Below are 15791 nucleotides of genomic sequence, written 5' to 3' on the forward strand. Positions count from 1 at the left end.
AGGGGCTATAGAGGCGCATCAACAGGAAGGTACTGCCATGACAGGTGTGACACTCTCGAGCGCCGGGCTTGATCCGCGCCGCCGCCGGATCTTGTTCCGTTGCTGGCACCGGGGGCTGCGCGAAATGGATCTGGTCTTCGGCCAGTTCGCCGAAGCCGAGATCGCGACGCTATCGGACGCCGAACTCGATGAGCTCGAGACCATCATGGGCGAGGAAGACAACGATCTGGTGCGCTGGGTGATGGGAACCTGGCCGGTACCGGAGCGTTTCCAGACGCCGATGTTCCAACGCATCGCCGCCTTCAAGCCGGACTTCGAATATCCCGCCGATACCGCCTCCAGGACACCGGAATGATTTCAGGATTTGACGCAAGGAAGCTTGCAGCCGCCGCCGAGCCGCTGACGATCGGCAACGTGCCTGCGGGCATGGAACCGATGCTGCTCGCCGAAGTGGCGCGCGCCGGCCGCCCGGTCGCCTATGTGCTTTCGGACGGCCATCGGATGGCCGATCTGGAACAGATGCTGAGCTTCGTTGCGCCCGATATCCCAGTGCTGACGCTGCCCGCCTGGGACTGTCTGCCGTATGACCGCGTCTCGCCAAGCGCCGATACCTCGGCCCGCCGTCTGGCCGCGCTGAGCGGGCTGATCGCGCATCAGAAGAAGCCGCATGCGGCGATCGTTCTCGTCACCGTCAATGCGATGCTGCAGAAGGTCGCGCCGCAGGAGGTGATCGAAAGCCTGGCGTTTTCGGCCCGTCCCGGCAATCAGGTCCGCATGGACGACATCGCCGGCCGCCTGGAGCGCAACGGCTTCGATCGTGTCGCGACCGTACGCGAAGTCGGCGAGTATGCCGTGCGCGGCGGCATTCTCGATGTTTTCGTTCCGGGTTCGGAAGAGCCTGTTCGCCTCGATTTCTTCGGCGATACGCTCGAGAGCATCCGCAGCTTCGATCCGGCCAGCCAGCGGACGACGGGGCAGGTGCGCTCGCTCGATCTCAATCCGATGAGCGAAGTGACGCTGACCCCGGATACGATCAGCCGCTTCCGCAAGAATTATCTCTCGTCCTTTGGTGCCGCGACTCGCGACGATGCGCTTTATCTGGCCGTCTCCGAAGGCCGCCGCTATCCGGGCATGGAACACTGGCTGCCGCTCTTCTATGAGAAGCTCGATACCGTTTTCGACTACCTGAAGGGTTTTCAGCTCGTCACCGACCATACGGTTCGAGAAGCCGCCGAAGAGCGCTCCAAGCTGGTCCTCGACTATTACGATGCCCGCCTCAGTTCCGGCCAGCCAGCCAAGGGCCAGATGTCGCAGGGGACACCCTACAAGCCGGTCACCCCCGGCCAACTCTATCTCGACAGCAAGACCTTCGCGGCAACGCTGGATGCCTTCAACGCCATCCGCATGTCGCCCTTCAACGAGCATGAGGGCGAAGCGCGCCGCGTCGTCAACATCGACGCCCGCCAGGGCGAGCGTTGGGCGCGCTCGAACGCTGAAGGCGCCGGTAATGCCGAACGCGTCAATGTCTTCGACGTCGTCGTCAAGCATATCGCCGACAAGCGCGCCGGCGGCGCCAAGGTGTTGATCACGGCCTGGACGGAAGGCTCGCTGGAGCGGCTCCTGCAGGTGCTGAACGAGCATGGGCTGGAACGCGTCAAGCCGATCGAGGCGCTGAAGGATATCGGCAGCCTTGGGAAGGGCGAGGCGGCCGCGGCCGTCTTCAGCCTGGAAGCCGGTTTCGAGACCGGCGATCTGATCGTCATCGGCGAACAGGATATTCTCGGCGACCGCATGGTGCGCCGCTCGAAGCGCCGCAAGCGCGCCGCCGATTTCATCTCGGAAGTGGCGGGCCTCGACGAAGGCTCGATCGTCGTCCACGCAGAACACGGTATCGGCCGTTTCATCGGCCTCAGAACCATCGAGGCCGCCGGCGCGCCGCATGCCTGCCTTGAGCTGCAATATGCCGATGAGGCCAAGCTCTTCCTGCCGGTCGAAAACATCGATCTTCTGTCGCGCTACGGCGGCGAGGGGACCGAAGCCAGCCTCGACAAGCTCGGCGGCGGCGCATGGCAGATGCGCAAGGCCAAGCTCAAGAAGCGCCTGCTCGATATGGCCGATGCGCTGATCCGCATCGCCGCCGAACGCCTGACGCGCCATGCGCCGGTGCTGACGACGCCGGAGGGCCTTTACGACGAGTTCGCCGCCCGCTTCCCCTACGATGAGACGGAAGATCAGGACACGGCGATCGAGGCCGTGCGCGGTGATCTCGCAGCCGGCCGTCCGATGGATCGCCTCGTTTGCGGCGACGTCGGCTTCGGCAAGACCGAAGTGGCGCTGCGCGCTGCCTTCGTCGCGGCGATGAATGGCGTACAGGTCGCGGTCGTCGTGCCGACGACGCTGCTGTCGCGCCAGCATTTCAAGACATTCTCCGAGCGTTTCCGCGGCCTGCCGATCCGAGTCCAGCAGGCATCGCGCCTTGTCGGCTCCAAGGATCTGGCGCTGACCAAGAAGGAAGTCGCCGACGGAAAGACCGATATCGTCGTCGGCACTCACGCGCTGCTCGGCGCCGGTATCAACTTCGCCAATCTCGGCCTGCTGATCATCGACGAGGAACAGCACTTCGGCGTCAAGCACAAGGAACGCCTGAAGGAACTGAAGAGCGACGTTCACGTCCTAACGCTCTCGGCTACGCCTATTCCGCGCACGCTGCAGCTGGCGATGACCGGGGTGCGCGAGCTCTCGCTGATCACCACGCCGCCGGTCGACCGCATGGCGGTCCGCACCTTCATCTCGCCCTTCGACAGCCTGGTGATCCGCGAAACGCTGATGCGCGAGCACTATCGCGGCGGTCAGAGCTTCTACGTCTGCCCGCGTCTCGCCGATCTGGAAGACGTTCACGCCTTCCTGCAATCCGACGTGCCGGAGCTGAAGGTCGCCGTCGCCCATGGCCAGATGCCGGCCGGTGAACTCGAAGACATCATGAACGCCTTCTATGAAGGCCGCTACGACGTGCTGCTGTCGACCACCATCGTCGAATCTGGCCTCGACGTGCCGACCGCCAACACGCTGATCGTCCATCGCGCCGACATGTTCGGTCTCGCGCAGCTCTACCAGCTGCGCGGCCGCGTCGGCCGCTCGAAGGTGCGCGCCTTCGCGCTCTTCACGCTGCCTGTCAACAAGGTGCTGACGGCGACCGCCGAGCGCCGCCTCAAGGTGCTGCAGTCGCTGGATACGCTGGGTGCTGGCTTCCAGCTGGCCAGCCACGATCTCGATATCCGCGGCGCCGGCAACCTGCTCGGCGAGGAACAGTCCGGCCATATCAAAGAGGTCGGCTTCGAGCTCTATCAGCAGATGCTCGAGGAAGCGGTTGCCGAAGTGAAGGGTGTCGACGAGATCGCCGATACCGGCTGGTCACCCCAGATTTCCGTCGGCACGCCTGTGATGATCCCGGACAACTACGTGCCGGATCTGCATCTGCGCATGGCGCTCTACCGCCGCCTCGGCGAGATCACCGAACTCAAGGAAATCGACGGCTTCGGCGCCGAGATGATCGACCGCTTCGGCCCGATGCCGATCGAGGTCCAGCATCTTCTGAAGATCGTCTACGTGAAGTCGCTCTGCCGTATCGCCAATGTCGAAAAGCTTGATGCCGGTCCGAAGGGCATCGTCGTCCAGTTCCGCAATAAGGAATTCCCGAACCCGGCAAACCTGGTCGGCTACATTGCCAAGCAGGGCTCGATGGCGAAGATCCGCCCGGACCACAGCCTGTTCCTGACCCGCGATCTGCCGACGCCGGAAAAACGGCTGCAGGGCGCAGCCGTGATCATGACGCAACTGGCGGAACTGGCGAAAAGCTGAGGCGGATCAATTCATCCCGGCGCGGGCTTCGGCCTTTGCCTTGGCGATATCGCGCAGCGCTCCGGCGATCACGTCGGGCGTCTGCGCGCCGCTGACGGCATATTGCTGGTCGAAGATGAAGAACGGCACGCCGTTGACGCCCATCTTTTGCGCCGCCTCGATCTCGCCGACGACGAGATCCTTGTCGGCATCGGAGGCTAGCAGCGAGGCGGTGACGGCACGGTCGAGACCGGCTCTCTCCGCGATATCGAGCAGCACGGCATGGTCGCCGACATTGCGGCCTTCCTCGAAATTCGCCTTGAACAGAGCGTTGACGACGCGGTCAGCTTTGTCGCGGTCCTCGATCATCGCCCAATGGATCAGGCGATGCGCGTCGAGCGTGTTCGGCCCGATCTTGATTGCTTCGAAATCGAAATTGATCCCGACGTCCTTGCCGAGACCGGTGAGCATCTGATGGGCCTGCGCCACGCGCTCGGCACCGCCGAGCTTTTCTTCGAGGCTCTTCTTCTGATCGACGCCTTCAGGCGGATAATCGGGGTTCAGCCGGTAGGGACGCCAGTTGATGTCGACGCCGACCTCGTCCTGCACCTCGGCGATCGCCAGCTCCAGCCGCGCCTTGCCGAGATAGCACCAGGGGCAGACGACATCCGAGATGACGTCGATGGTGATGCGTTCCATGGTGCTTTCCTTTTCTGGCTCGGGTGCTTCACGCCATCTATGCGTTCAGGCCGCTGACTTCAACCAGGCAGGAAAAAGGAACCGCCTATTGGGCGCTTTGGTCCCACCAGGCCGGCAGCTGATAGCCATAGAGCGGCACCTTGTCCGGATGGCCGATGCGCTTGCTGCGGGCGATCCACTGCTGGTCGATGTGATAGAGCGGCAGCACGTAGTGGCCGGACAGCAGCAGACGATCGTGCGAGCGGACGGCGGCGGTGAAATCCTCGTCGGAACGCGCCGCCAGCAGATGCTTGATCGCCATATCGACATCGGGATCGGCGACACCGGCGAAATTCGAGCTGCCTTCGCGGTCGCGGCTGGCCGAGGCCCAGTAGGACAGCTGCTCGTTGCCCGGAGACAGCGACGAGACGTAGGATTTGACGATGACGTCGTAGTCGAAGCTGTTGGTCCGGCTCTGATATTGCGAATCGTCGACGGTGCGGATGGAGACCGTGATTCCCAGCGTCTGCAGCGAGCGCTGATAGGCGATCGCCAGTTTCTCCTGGTCGGCATTCTGGGTCATGATCTCGAAGGAGAGCGGCTTGCCCTTGTCATCGGTCATCTTGCCGTTCTTGATCGAGTATCCGGCTTCCTTCAGCACGTCGACCGCCTGTTTCAGCACCTTGCGGTCGCGGCCGGAGCCGTCGGTGACAGGCAGCTTGTAGGTGCCATTGAGGATTTCAGGATCGATCTTGTCCTTGAGCGGCCCGAGAATCGCCAGTTCGCGCTCGTCGGCCGGGACACCGAAGCTCGAGAGCGCGGAATTCTGCCAGAAACTTTCCGTGCGCTTGTAGGCGCCGGAGAACAGGTTCTTGTTCGCCCATTCAAAGTCGAAGATCAGCGACAGGCCTTCGCGCAGCTTAAGATTCTGGAACATCGGCCGGCGGGTATTGAAGACGAAGCCGAACATGCCGCTTGGCAGCTGCGGCTCGAACGTATCCTTGATGACGGCGCCCGAGCCGACAGCCGGGAAATTATAGGCGCTTGCCCAATGCCCCGGGCTTCCATCCGGATAGACGTCGATATCGCCCTTCTTGAAGGCCTCGAACAGCGTCGTGTCCTGCAGGAAATACTGCACGGTGATCCGGTCGTAATTGTCCATCCCGACCTTGGAGGGGATATCCTTGCCCCAATAGTTCGGATCGCGCTCGTAGGTGATGCTTTCACCGGGCTTCACGGTCTTGATCTTGTAGGGGCCTGATCCGACCAGCGCCGTCAGCGACGTGCGGTCGAAGGTTTCCGGGTCGATCAGGTGCTTCGGCAGAACAGGCATCAGCCCGAATACCATCGGCGTCTCGCGGTCGGCCTTGTCGTTGAAGGTGAAGCGCACGCTGCGATCGCCGATCTTCTCCATTTTCGACACGAGATTGAGCCGAGTCGAGAACGGCACGCGTCCCTTGTCGCGCAGCAGCTCGAAGGTGAACATCACGTCGTCGGCGGTGACGGGCTGCCCGTCCGCCCATTTGGCCTTCGGATTGAGGTTGAACTGGATGAAGGTCCGGTCGTCGTCCCATTCGACGGTTTCGGCCAGAAGGCCGTAGAGCGTGAAGGGCTCGTCGCGCGAGCGCTGCAGCAGCGATTCGTAGATGAGGTTGCCGTAATCGGGATCCCACATGCCGCGCGCCGTGGTGCGCATGCTCTTCAAGATGAAGGGATTGAGATTGTCGAAGGTACCGACCACGCCATAGGTGATATGGCCGCCCTTCTTGGCATCCGGATTGACGTAGGAGAAGCTTTTGTAGTCGGGCGGCAGCGCAGGCTGCCCATGCATGGCGATGCCGTGCAGCGGCTCGGCAATGGCGGCACTGCAAAAGAGCGCAAAGATGGCGGGCAGGGCGATCCGGAGCATCTTTCGTTCCTTTCCGGCAATGGCTCGATTCGCGCGAAGACTATCATGGAGCGCGCGAAATCGAACATTCTCACCCTCAAATCTTTCCGGGCATCCAGAAATTGCCAAAGAAATACTGGATATCTGGAGCGCCTCAATGTAACAGGTGTTCCCGAGTTTCGGGGTCATGCATTTGCCTTATTGTTTTAAGAGGTGGAATGCCGAATGACCCGGTTGGAGAGGGCTGCAAATCGCGGTCCCGAATGGGTATCAGGAGACGGAATCCGCTATGATGTTCAAGTCTGAAAAGAAAATGCGGGCAGCTCTGTCCGTTCTGGCCGTTGCTTTCGGCGCCGCTTCGGCACCGGTTGCTTCTTTCGCACAGGATGCAGCGAGCGCCCCTCAGCAGGCCGCCGGCGCACCGCGTCTCGGCTGGTACAAGACCTGCAGCAAGCAGGAAGACAACGACATCTGCGTCGTCCAGAACCTGATCCTCGCCAATGGCGGCCAGCTCGTCACCGCAGTCGGCCTCATCAGCGTTTCCGGCAAGGTCAACCGCAAGATCCTTCAGGTCTCGGTTCCGACCGCCCGCCTGATCCCGCCCGGCATCATGATGCAGATCGACAACAACAAGGGCCAGAAGCTCGATTACGCCGTCTGCCTGCCCGACAAGTGCACGGCTGAACTGCCGCTGACCGACGCGATGATCGCCAGCCTCAAGAAGGGCAGCGACGTGATCTTCACCTCGATCAACTTCCGCCGCGCTCCGAACCCGATCAAGATCTCGCTCGAAGGCTTCACAGGCGCTTATGACGGCGAAGCAGTTTCCGAATCGAAGCTTGCCGAAAGCCAGAAGAGCCTGCAGGACAGCATGCAGAAGAAGGCTGAAGAAGCCCGCAAGAAGCTGGAAGACGCACAGAACGCTGCCAAGACCGCTCAGTAAGCGTCTCGCATATCGTTTCGGAAAACCCGGCCATCGCGCCGGGTTTTTTATTGCCGCCGGCAAAGAAAAACCCCGCCGGAGCGGGGTTTGTTAGGCTTGGATCCGATGCGCTTAGTTGGCCAGGCTCATCTTGGGCTTGAACTGGCCTGTCGGCGCCATGTCGAAGATCTGGTAGACCTGTTCGTTGCGGAGCGGCAGGCCGCTCTCGTCATTCTCCAGGTTCTGCTCCGAGACGTAGGCGACATATTCATTCTCGTCGTTTTCGGCGAGCAGGTGGTAGAATGGCTGGTCCTTGCTGGGCCGAACTTCGGCCGGAATGGAGTTCCACCATTCCTCCGTATTCGCAAATTCCGGATCAACGTCGAAAATCACGCCGCGAAACGGAAATACCTTATGCCGGACCACTTCACCGATACCGAACTTTGCAACTCTTTCTTTCATGGTACGACTTCCTTTCATCACCAGATTTGGTGATTGGGCCTGCTCAAATCAAGATTTGTGCAGGATTTCGTCACATGAGTGTCATGTCGCCATCAGCCTCAGTGACATCTTTAAAAGCCCCGGCTTTCGCCAGGGCTTTCCGGTATTAGCTTATGCCGAGTAGTACATGTCGAATTCGACAGGATGCGGCGTCATTTCGAAGCGCATCACTTCGGCCATCTTCAGCTCGATGAACGAGTCGATCTGGTCGTCGTCGAATACGCCGCCGGCCGTCAGGAACTTGCGGTCCTTGTCGAGGCTCTCGAGCGCTTCACGCAGCGAACCGCAGACCGTCGGGATCTTCTTCAGCTCCTTCGGCGGCAGGTCGTAGAGATCCTTGTCCATGGCCTTGCCCGGATGGATCTTGTTCTTGATGCCGTCGAGGCCGGCCATCAGCATGGCTGCGAAGGCAAGATACGGGTTCGCCATCGGATCCGGGAAGCGGACTTCGACGCGCTTGGCCTTCGGGTTGCTGCCGAACGGAATGCGGCACGAGGCAGAGCGGTTGCGCGCCGAATAGGCGAGCAGAACCGGGGCTTCATAACCCGGGACGAGACGCTTGTAGGAGTTCGTCGACGGGTTGGTGAAGGCGTTCAGTGCTTTGGCATGCTTGATGATGCCGCCGATGAAATAGAGGCAGGCTTCGGAGAGACCTGCATATTCGTCACCTGCGAAGCTCGGCTTGCCGCCTTTCCAGATCGACAGATGCACGTGCATGCCCGAGCCGTTGTCGCCGAAGATCGGCTTCGGCATGAAGGTTGCCGTCTTGCCATAGGCATTGGCGACCTGATGGACGACATACTTGTAGATCTGCATCTTGTCGGCGTTGCGCACCAGCGTGTCGAACTTGATGCCGAGCTCATGCTGAGCGGCCGCCACTTCGTGGTGGTGCTTTTCAACGACGACGCCCATTTCGCTGAGAACCGTCAGCATCTCGGAACGCATGTCCTGGGCGCTGTCGATCGGCGGAACCGGGAAGTAGCCGCCCTTGACGCGCGGACGGTGGCCAAGGTTGCCGGTCTCATATTCGGTGTCGTCGTTCGACGGCAGTTCGTTCGAGTCCAGCTTGAAGCCGGTATTGTAGGGATCAGCCTTGTACTTGACGTCGTCGAAGACGAAGAATTCGGCTTCCGGACCGACGAATACGGTGTCGCCGATACCCGATGCCTTGAGATAGGCTTCGGCCTTCTTGGCGGTGCCGCGCGGGTCGCGGTTATAGGCTTCGCCCGAGACCGGGTCGAGAATGTCGCAGATGATGACCATCGTCGACTGCGCGAAGAACGGATCCATGTGCACGGTGTCGGTATCCGGCATCAGCACCATGTCGGACTCGTTGATGGCCTTCCAGCCGCCGATCGAGGAACCGTCGAACATGACGCCATCGGCGAACATGTCTTCGTCCACGCAGACGACGTCCATCGTGACGTGCTGCAGTTTGCCCTTGGGGTCGGTAAAGCGCAGATCGACGAACTTGACGTCGTTTTCCTTGATCTGCTTCAGAATTTCGGCTGCACTCGCCATGAAACACTCCCTTTGATTTGCTATGACGATCTGGCTTTGCCTCTTGGGGGCAAGGCTTGCTTAGATAGCGTCGATACCGGTTTCGCCAGTACGAATGCGGATGACTTCCTCGACATTCGAAACGAAAATCTTGCCGTCGCCGATGCGGCCGGTCTGTGCGGCCTTGCGGATGGCGTCGATCACCGCTTCTGCATTCTCGTCGGCGAGGACGACTTCGACCTTCACCTTCGGCAGGAAATCGACGACGTATTCGGCGCCACGGTAAAGCTCCGTGTGGCCCTTCTGGCGACCGAAGCCCTTGGCTTCCGTAACTGTAATGCCCTGCAGACCGACTTCCTGAAGGGCTTCCTTCACTTCGTCGAGCTTGAAAGGCTTAATGATCGCTTCGATCTTTTTCATGAGAAAATGACTCTCCGCTTCTCCCGTTAAAGCGTGCGTATGCCGCTCGCCAAACATGATGCAGGTATCATGCCAGTTCGCAACCGGCCAGACCGAAAAAATCCCGCAAATGCACCCAAATCGATGTGATTGCCTGCATCTGCGGGCGATTTTTTAGAAAAATATGACGATTTTTATCCAAAAAATCGAAAATGCGCTCGAAATTGAGAAATTTTGCAAGTCTCCGGTTTGCGTTGCGATGCAAGTTGAAGATTATAAAATAGGCAAAAGCACAAAATATATGCGAATATGAATTGAGCGAAAGCGGTTGTTTTTTAGGCGCTTTTTGACTTCAATGGCGCCATGACCGATCGATTGAACGAATTGCTTCTCACTCCCAAGGAAATGGCGGCAGTCGATGCCGCTGCAGCAGAGACCGGTATCGACAGTTTTGGTTTGATGACCAATGTCGGCGGCGCTGTCGCCGCCGCCGCGATGCGGCTTTATCCCGGCGCGCTCCGCTTTGCCGTGCTCTGCGGCCCCGGCAATAATGGCGGCGACGGCTATGTCGCGGCGCGGTTTCTCGCCGAAAGCGGTGCCGGTGTTTCGGTGTTTCATCTCGGCGATCCCGATAAGCTCCAAGGCGACGCCTTGCGCGCCCGGTCGGAATGCACAGTGGCCCGCGAACCGCTGGCGTCCTATGAACCGCGGCCCGGCGATACCATCATCGATGCCTTGTTCGGCGCGGGGCTAAGCCGCGACGTGCCGCCCGAGGCGGCCTATGCCATGACGGCGATCCGCAAGGCAGGCCTCCCGGTCATCGCCGTCGATCTGCCATCCGGCATCCATGGCGCCACCGGAGAGGTTCTCGGCACAGCATTCGCCGCATCGCACACCATCACCTTCATGACCCGCAAGCCCGGCCATCTGCTGATGCCGGGCAGGGAGCTCTGTGGCACGCTTGAGGTCGCCGATATCGGTATTCCCGGCCGCATCGTCCGGGCGCAGGCGGTGTCGGGCATCGCCGAGAACACACCGGCCCGCTGGGCGCATCTGATGCCGTCGTCGAAGATGGAAACGCACAAATACAAGCGCGGCCACCTCGTCGTCTTCTCGGGGACATCGGGCAAAACGGGGGCCGCTCGGATGTCGGCTCTATCGGGCCTCAAGGCAGGCGCAGGTCTGGTGACGATCGCAGCACCCCCGGATGCATTGCCCGAGAACAGCGCCCATTTGACTGCCGTCATGCTGCGTGAAGTCGGCGGCATTGCGGCGCTCGAGGCATGGCTGGAGGACGATCGCCTGCAGACCTTCGTGCTCGGACCCGGTTTCGGCATCGGCGAGCAGGCAAGGGACTATGCTGCCGCACTCAGCGACCGCCATCTCGTTCTCGATGCCGATGGCATCACATCGTTTCGCCAGGAACCGCGTCGGCTGTTCGATCTCTTTGCCGGTGGCGAGACGCGTCTGGTGCTGACGCCGCATGATGGCGAATTCGCGCGGCTGTTTCCCGATATCGCCGCCAATACCGAGATCGGCAAGGTCGGCAAGGCACAGATGGCCGCGAAGCGCGCCAATGCGGCCATCGTCTTCAAGGGAGCGGACACGGTGATTGCCGCGCCGGATGGGCGCGCGCTGATCAATACCAATGCGCCGGTCTGGCTGGCGACGGCAGGCTCCGGCGATGTGCTGGCCGGCATCATCGGCGCCTTGCTGACGCAGGGCCTGCCCGCCTTCGAGGCGGCAGCAGCCGGGGTCTATCTGCACGGAATGGCCGGGCAGCGCGCCGGCAAGGGGCTGACGGCGGAAGATCTTGCCGCCCACGTCCTGCCGTACTGATTATTTGCCGACTTCTTCCTGCAGGGCGATGGCACCGAAGGGAGCGTTGACCTTGCCCTCGTGGATCATGAAGGCGAACACGTCGCGCGGCTCCACCTTGACCTTGCGATCCCCATCGATGACAGGCAGATCATCCGGCACCTTCCCCGCCGCCCAGGTCTCCAGCCTGACCGCCCAGGCCTTCAGGTCCTTTGGCGGATAGCAGGTCCTGATCTCGTCCGATCCCTTCTGCAGCCGCGTATAGACGAAGTCGGCTGTGACATCGGCGATCATGGGATAGTCGAAATGCTCGGCGACAACGGGCGCGACGCCGTATTTGGCCAGTAGCGCCACGAAGTCAGGCACCTTGAAACTGTCGTGGCGAACTTCGACCACGTGCAGGAGCGGCAGCCCATCCTGCTTGTCCGGCAACAACTTGAGAAAGGCCTCGAAATCGTCCGGCTCGAATTTCTTGGTCGGCGCAAACTGCCAGAGGATCGGCCCGAGCCGGTCGCCGAGCTCCGTCAGCCCCTGCGTCAGGAACCGCTGCATGGATTCGCCGGCCTCGCCCAAAACCTTGCGGTTGGTGACGAAACGGCTGGCCTTCAGCGAGAAGATGAAACCATCAGGAACATCGGAACTCCATTTCGCGAAGGTCTCCGGCTTTTGCGAGCTGTAATAGGTGCCGTTGACCTCGATCACCTTCAGCTGGCGGCTGGCATAATTGAGCTCGTCTTTCTGCTTGAGATCGCCTGGAAAGAAGTGGTTGCGCCAGGGCTCGAATGTCCAGCCGCCGATGCCGACGCGGATAGTGCCGGATGTGCTCATTCTCTTCCTCCCTTTGCCCGTTCAGGCGATTTGCTTTGCCATATCGACGATCACCCATCCTGGCCGGTAGGGATTGGGCCGTCGACCCGTTTCCTGAAAGCCGGACGCTGCATAGATCGCAATGTTCCGCTCCATCCGCGCATTGGTGTAGAGCCGCAGCTCCGGCAATTCCCATTCGCGCGTTTTATCTTCCACCCAGCCGAGGATCGTCCGTCCGATACCGCGGCTGTGGTGGTCAGGCGAAACGGCGATACTGAAAAGCATCGCATGATCCGCATGCCGCTCCAGTACCGCGAGCCCAACCGGCTCATCCTTCATATCGAGAAGCCAGACTTCGCGATTGGCGATCCGCGGCCGATAGTCTTCGCGCATCGGCAGCGGCTCACCGCCAAACGCCTCGACATAGGGGCCGTAAGCCGCAGCCGTCAGGCGGCGAACAGTCTCCAGATCGTCCGCGCCCGCCTGCCGCAGCATCTCACTCGGCCGCCGCAACCGTCTTCTTCATTGGACGCCGCTCCAGCAGCTCCTTCAGGAACTGGCCGGTATAGGACCGCTTCTCCTTGACGATTGCTTCGGGCGTGCCGGTCGCAACGATCTCGCCGCCACCATCACCGCCCTCGGGGCCGAAATCGAGTACCCAGTCGGCGGTCTTGATGACTTCGAGATTGTGCTCGATGACCACGACCGAGTTGCCCTGGTTGACCAGCTCGTGCAGCATTTCCAGCAGCTTGGCGACATCGTGGAAATGCAAGCCGGTGGTCGGTTCGTCGAGAATATAGAGCGTGCGGCCCGTCGAGCGCTTCGACAGTTCCTTGGCGAGCTTGACGCGCTGCGCTTCGCCGCCCGACAGCGTATTCGCCTGCTGGCCGACCTTGATATAGCCAAGGCCGACGTCGAACAGCGACTGCAGCTTGTCGCGCACCGCCGGAACGGCAGCGAAGAACTCGACGCCTTCCTCGACCGTCATGTCGAGCACGTCGGAGATCGACTTGGTCTTGAAGGTGACGTCGAGCGTTTCGCGATTGTAGCGCTTGCCGTGGCAGACGTCGCAGGTCACGTAGACGTCGGGCAGGAAGTGCATCTCGATCTTGATGACGCCGTCGCCCTGGCAGGCCTCGCAGCGGCCGCCCTTGACGTTGAACGAGAAGCGGCCCGGCTGATAGCCTCGCGCCTTGGCTTCCGGCAGGCCGGCAAACCAGTCGCGGATCGGCGTGAAGGCGCCGGTATAGGTTGCCGGGTTCGAGCGTGGCGTGCGGCCGATCGGCGACTGGTCGATATCGATCACCTTGTCGATATGCTCGAAGCCGTCGATCCGGTCGTGATCGGCCGGAATCTCGCGCGCGCCCATGACGCGACGTGCCGCCGACTTGTAGAGCGTCTCGATCAGGAAGGTCGATTTGCCGCCACCGGAGACGCCGCTGACGGCGGTGAAGACGCCGAGCGGGATAGAGGCCGTGACGTTCTTCAGGTTGTTGCCGCGGGCGCCGACGACCTTGATCTCCTTGCCCTTCTTCGGCTTGCGCCGTTCATCCGGGATCGGCACGCCGAGTTCGCCGGACAGATACTTGCCGGTCAGCGACTTCGGGTTCGCCATGATGTCCTGCGGGGTGCCATGGGCAATGACCTGTCCGCCGTGAATGCCGGCCGCCGGGCCGATATCGACGACGTCGTCAGCCGTCAGGATCGCATCCTCGTCATGCTCGACGACGATCACGGTATTGCCGATGTCGCGCAGGTGCTTCAGCGTATCGAGCAGGCGCGCGTTGTCGCGCTGATGCAGGCCGATCGACGGCTCGTCGAGCACGTAGAGCACGCCCGTGAGCCCCGAGCCGATCTGAGACGCCAGGCGGATACGCTGGCTCTCGCCGCCCGACAGCGTGCCCGAGTTGCGCGACAGGCTGAGATATTCGAGGCCGACATCGTTCAGGAAGCGCAGTCGGTCCCGGATTTCCTTGAGGATGCGGACGGCAATCTCGTTCTGCTTGGCCGAGAAATGTGATGGCAGCACTTCGAACCAGTCGCGGGCGACACGGATCGACATCTGCGTGACTTCGCCGATATGCAGCTTGTCGATTTTCACCGCCAGCGCTTCCGGCTTCAGGCGGAAGCCGGCGCAGGAAGGGCAGGGTGCCGCCGACATGAAGCGCTCGATCTCCTCGCGCGCCCAGGCGGAATCGGTTTCCTTCCAGCGGCGTTCGAGATTGGTGATGATACCTTCGAAGGTCTTGTGCGTCGTGTAGGAACGCGCGCCGTCGGCATAATGGAACTCGATCTTCTCCTCGGTGCCGTTCAGGATGACGTCCTGCGCCTTGGCCGAAAGATCGTTCCAGCGGCTGGCGAGCTTGAAGCCGAAATGCTTGCCGAGCGCTTCCAGCGTCTGATTGTAATAGGGCGAGGACGACTTGGCCCAGGGCGCGATGGCGCCGTCGCGCAACGTCCGCTCCGGTTCAGGGATGATCAGGTTAGCGTCGATCTTCTGCTGCGCGCCGAGGCCGTCGCAGGTCGGGCAGGCGCCGGCGGGGTTGTTGAACGAGAACAGCCGCGGCTCGATCTCCGGAATGGTGAAGCCCGAGACAGGGCAAGCGAATTTTTCCGAAAACAGCACGCGCTGATGCGTCTCGTTCAGCGACTTGTTGGCCGAGCCGCCCGCCGAGGTTTCTTCGGGCGGCAGCGGCTTGTCGGCAAATTCGGCGACAGCCAGGCCATCGGCGAGCTTCAGCGAGGTCTCAAGGCTGTCTGCCAAGCGCGAAGACATGTCGGCGCGTACGACGATACGGTCGACGACGACGTCGATGTCGTGCTTGTACTTCTTGTCCAGCGCCGGAACGTCGGCGATCTCGTAGAACTGCCCGTCGACCTTGACGCGCTGAAAGCCCTTTTTCATGAGCTCGGCGAGTTCCTTCTTGTACTCGCCCTTACGGCCGCGCACGAGCGGCGCCAGAATATAAAGACGGGTACCCTCTTCGAAGGCGAGAACCCGGTCGACCATCTGGCTGACCGTCTGGCTCTCGATCGGCAGCCCGGTGGCCGGCGAATAGGGAACGCCGACGCGCGCAAACAGCAGGCGCATATAGTCGTAGATCTCGGTGACCGTGCCGACGGTCGAGCGCGGGTTGCGTGATGTTGTTTTCTGTTCGATCGAAATGGCCGGCGATAGCCCGTCGATCTGGTCGACATCGGGCTTCTGCATCATCTCGAGGAACTGGCGCGCATAGGCCGAAAGGCTTTCGACATAGCGCCGCTGCCCTTCGGCATAGATCGTATCGAATGCCAGCGAGGACTTGCCGGATCCGGATAGCCCCGTCATCACGATAAGCTTGTTGCGCGGCAGATCCAGGTCGATGCCCTTCAGATTGTGCTCGCGCGCGCCACGGATGGAAATCGTCTTCAGTTCGCTCATCGTCTTCTGCTTTGGTCTCT

12 protein-coding genes are annotated in these 15791 nt (G+C 61.3%); 4 read left to right on the forward strand and 8 right to left on the reverse strand.

Annotated elements, in window-relative coordinates:
• Positions 1-37 precede the first annotated feature (37 nt).
• Positions 38-355, forward strand: coding sequence for a succinate dehydrogenase assembly factor 2 (locus J2X43_RS26215; protein WP_310299340.1), 318 nt, complete (start codon positions 38-40; stop codon positions 353-355).
• A complete protein-coding gene (gene mfd, locus J2X43_RS26220; protein WP_310299343.1) occupies positions 352-3858 on the forward strand; it encodes a transcription-repair coupling factor in 3507 nt (1168 codons plus the stop codon). The genes J2X43_RS26215 and mfd overlap by 4 nt, the downstream gene beginning before the upstream one ends.
• Before the next feature lie 6 nt (positions 3859-3864).
• Here mfd and J2X43_RS26225 read toward each other — a convergent pair whose 3' ends face one another.
• Both J2X43_RS26225 and J2X43_RS26230 read right to left on the reverse strand, forming a co-directional pair.
• The gene (locus J2X43_RS26225) at positions 3865-4536 is read right to left on the reverse strand and encodes a DsbA family oxidoreductase (protein WP_310299346.1); all 672 of its coding nucleotides are present in this window, start codon (positions 4534-4536) and stop codon (positions 3865-3867) included.
• 85 nt (positions 4537-4621) lie between these two features.
• A complete protein-coding gene (locus J2X43_RS26230; protein WP_310299349.1) occupies positions 4622-6424 on the reverse strand; it encodes an extracellular solute-binding protein in 1803 nt (600 codons plus the stop codon).
• 268 nt (positions 6425-6692) lie between these two features.
• Here J2X43_RS26230 and J2X43_RS26235 point away from each other — a divergent pair, with 268 nt between their 5' ends.
• Positions 6693-7346 carry an invasion associated locus B family protein gene (locus J2X43_RS26235; RefSeq protein ID WP_112387408.1) on the forward strand — a complete coding sequence of 218 codons (654 nt, stop codon included), beginning with the start codon at positions 6693-6695 and terminating at the stop codon, positions 7344-7346.
• A 111-nt stretch (positions 7347-7457) separates the two neighbouring features.
• Here the strand turns inward: J2X43_RS26235 and hspQ are convergent, their stop codons facing one another.
• The 3 genes from hspQ to J2X43_RS26250 all read right to left on the reverse strand — a co-directional run bounded on the left by hspQ (position 7458) and on the right by J2X43_RS26250 (position 9746).
• A complete protein-coding gene (gene hspQ / locus J2X43_RS26240; protein ID WP_112387407.1) occupies positions 7458-7787 on the reverse strand; it encodes a heat shock protein HspQ in 330 nt (109 codons plus the stop codon).
• 150 nt (positions 7788-7937) lie between these two features.
• The gene (gene glnA / locus J2X43_RS26245; RefSeq protein ID WP_112387406.1) at positions 7938-9347 is read right to left on the reverse strand and encodes a type I glutamate--ammonia ligase; all 1410 of its coding nucleotides are present in this window, start codon (positions 9345-9347) and stop codon (positions 7938-7940) included.
• Between the two features lie 60 nt (positions 9348-9407).
• On the reverse strand, positions 9408-9746 hold the full coding sequence (locus J2X43_RS26250) for a P-II family nitrogen regulator (RefSeq protein ID WP_003539626.1): 339 nt from the start codon (positions 9744-9746) through the stop codon (positions 9408-9410).
• A 342-nt stretch (positions 9747-10088) separates the two neighbouring features.
• Here J2X43_RS26250 and J2X43_RS26255 point away from each other — a divergent pair, with 342 nt between their 5' ends.
• The gene (locus J2X43_RS26255) at positions 10089-11564 is read left to right on the forward strand and encodes an NAD(P)H-hydrate dehydratase (RefSeq protein ID WP_310299554.1); all 1476 of its coding nucleotides are present in this window, start codon (positions 10089-10091) and stop codon (positions 11562-11564) included.
• On the opposite strand, the gene J2X43_RS26260 is transcribed toward J2X43_RS26255, so the two are convergent.
• The 3 genes from J2X43_RS26260 to uvrA are packed head-to-tail and all read right to left on the reverse strand — an operon-like array spanning position 11565 to position 15771.
• A complete protein-coding gene (locus tag J2X43_RS26260; protein WP_310299557.1) occupies positions 11565-12371 on the reverse strand; it encodes a DUF72 domain-containing protein in 807 nt (268 codons plus the stop codon). It abuts the gene before it with no gap.
• Between the two features lie 21 nt (positions 12372-12392).
• Positions 12393-12845 (reverse strand): GNAT family N-acetyltransferase, encoded by a 453-nt coding sequence (locus J2X43_RS26265; RefSeq protein WP_310299646.1) that lies wholly within the window; start codon positions 12843-12845, stop codon positions 12393-12395.
• Between the two features lies 1 nt (position 12846).
• The gene (gene uvrA / locus J2X43_RS26270; protein WP_310299560.1) at positions 12847-15771 is read right to left on the reverse strand and encodes an excinuclease ABC subunit UvrA; all 2925 of its coding nucleotides are present in this window, start codon (positions 15769-15771) and stop codon (positions 12847-12849) included.
• Positions 15772-15791 lie beyond the last annotated feature (20 nt).

This window comes from Rhizobium sp. BE258 (assembly GCF_031457345.1).
Classification (GTDB): Bacteria; Pseudomonadota; Alphaproteobacteria; order Rhizobiales; family Rhizobiaceae; genus Rhizobium.